The organism is Streptomyces sp. NPDC050743 (assembly GCF_044456925.1).
Classification (GTDB): Bacteria; Actinomycetota; Actinomycetes; order Streptomycetales; family Streptomycetaceae; genus Streptomyces.
In genome coordinates, this window is the sequence record NZ_JBITGJ010000292.1 from 1 (window position 1) to 2,177 (window position 2,177).

The 2,177-nt window shown below is 73.5% G+C and carries 2 protein-coding genes; both read left to right on the top strand.

The window, feature by feature from the left end; all coding sequences use genetic code 11:
* Positions 1 to 1,544, top strand: a 1,544-nt coding sequence (locus ACIBJF_RS53070) for a bifunctional 3-(3-hydroxy-phenyl)propionate/3-hydroxycinnamic acid hydroxylase (protein WP_399185063.1), incomplete at its 5' end; no start/stop codon positions are given.
* Between the two features lie 16 nt (positions 1,545 to 1,560).
* Positions 1,561 to 2,177, top strand: a 617-nt coding sequence (locus tag ACIBJF_RS53075; RefSeq protein ID WP_399185064.1) for an AMP-binding protein, incomplete at its 3' end; no start/stop codon positions are given.

The following is a 2,177-nucleotide window of genomic DNA, read 5'->3' on the forward strand; positions in this document are numbered from 1 at the left end:
CCCTCCTGCTCGCCCGGCACGGAGTGCCCAGCCTGCTCCTCGAACGCCACCGGGACATCTACCCCCTGCCACGCGCCGTCGTCGCGGACGACGAGGTGCGCCGGATCCTGCAGAGCGTCGGCGTTCACGAGGAGTTCGCCACTCTCGCCAGGCCGGCGCCCGGGTTGCGGCTGCTGGACGCCCGGCGCCGCGTGATCGCCGAGTTCCCACGGTCCCTGCACGGCCACCACGGCTTCCCGCAGACCAGCATGTTCGACCAGCCAGAGCTGGAACGGCTGCTGCGCGACGCCCTGGCCCGTCGCCCCGAGTGCGAGCTGCGAGGCGGGGTGGAGGTCGTGTCCGTCAGCCAGGACACCGACCCAACGGCTCCGGTCCGGGTCACCTTCCGCCGCGACGGCAGCGACGAGGACGAGCACGTGTGGGCCGACGCCGTCCTCGGCTGCGACGGCGCGGGCAGCCTCACCCGCGACGCCATCGGCGCCGTGTGGGAGGACCTGCACTTCGAGGAGAGCTGGCGGGTCATCGACGTGCGCACCAGCCTCCCGGTGAACAGCTGGGAAGGCGCCGAGCAGATCTGCTGCCCCACCCGCCCGGCCACCTACATGCGAGTCGGCGAAGACCGCTACCGCTGGGAGTTCCGACTGGCCGAGGGTGAGACCTTGGACGGCCCGAAAGAGCTGGAACAGCTGCACGAGCTGGTCGCCCCCTGGGTCGACCTGCCGTCCGCTGCCCACGGGGGCGGGGGCGACGACTTCGAGGTGATCCGGCAGGCGCGGTACACCTTCCGGGCCCGCCTCGCCGACCGGTGGCGCCGTGGGCGCGTCTTCCTGCTGGGCGACGCGGCCCACCTCACCCCGCCCTTCATCGGGCAGGGCCTGTGCGCGGGCCTGCGCGACGCCCGCAACCTCACCTGGAAACTCGCCCGCGTCCTTCAGCACGGCGCGGACGACCGACTGCTGGACACCTACCAGCAGGAGCGCAAGCCGCACGCCCGCCACGTGATCCGTGTCGCGGTCGCCGTCGGCTGGGCCATGACCGGCGGACAGGACCGCGGTGCGGCCATCCGCCGGGCCGTGGTGGGCGCGGCCTGCCGCATCCCCGGCGTGACCGCGGCGGTGAGCCGCGACCTCAGTCCCGCACTGACCGCCAATCCGCTGGTACGACGCCGCCCCCGGCTGACCGGCCGCTCACTGGCCGGCACCTTCTGCCCGCAATCCTGGGTGATCGTCGACGGCAGGCGAGAGCGCCTCGACGACATCCTCGGGGACTCCTTCGCCGTGCTGACCGCCCTGCCGCCCACGGCACGGATGACGGGCGTGGCCACGGCCCTGGGCGCATCCGTGATCCATGTCGGCGACCTGGACGACGACGGCACGCTGGCCGCCTGGCTGGCACGCGGCCGGGCGGACGCCGTCCTCCTGCGCCCCGACCGCGTCGTGATGGACACCGTCCCCACCGGCACCGGCGACTTCACCGACGCCGCCGCCTGGGCTCCCCTGCTGCACACGGCCCGCCGCCCCGCCGAAGCCCGGCCCGCATCCTGACGAGGAACACCACACCATGACCACCCCGCACTCCACGCCCTGTCCGGAGCCCTTCCTGCCGCCCGACCCCCAAGCGGCCGCCGGCAGCCGCATCGCGGACTTCGCCCGCTGGGCCGCCCGACACCAGGGCGCCGAAGGGATTCCGGACCCGACCGACTACCAGGCCCTGCACCACTGGTCCGTCACGGACCTGGAAGGATTCTGGGCCGCGGTGTGGGAGTACTTCGACATCGACGCCACCACTCCGTACGAGCAGGTGCTGGCCGAGGAAACCATGCCCGGCGCACGCTGGTTCCCCGGCGCCACCCTCAACTACGCCCACCACGCACTGCGCAACCTGCACCCGGACGCCCCCGCGATCACCGCACTGGACGAGACCGGAGCCGGCTACGAGATCACGGGCCGGCAGCTCCGCGCCCAGGTCGCCTCCGTCGCGGCCACCCTGCGCGACCTGGGCGTCGGCCAGGGCGACCGGGTGGTCGGCTACCTGCCCAACACCCCCCACGCCATCATCGCCTTCCTCGCCACCGCCAGCCTCGGCGCGGTGTGGTCGGTGTGCGGCCAGGACTACGCACCCAAGGCCGCCGCCGACCGCTTCGCCCAGCTCGAACCGGCCGTGCTCATCACCGCGGA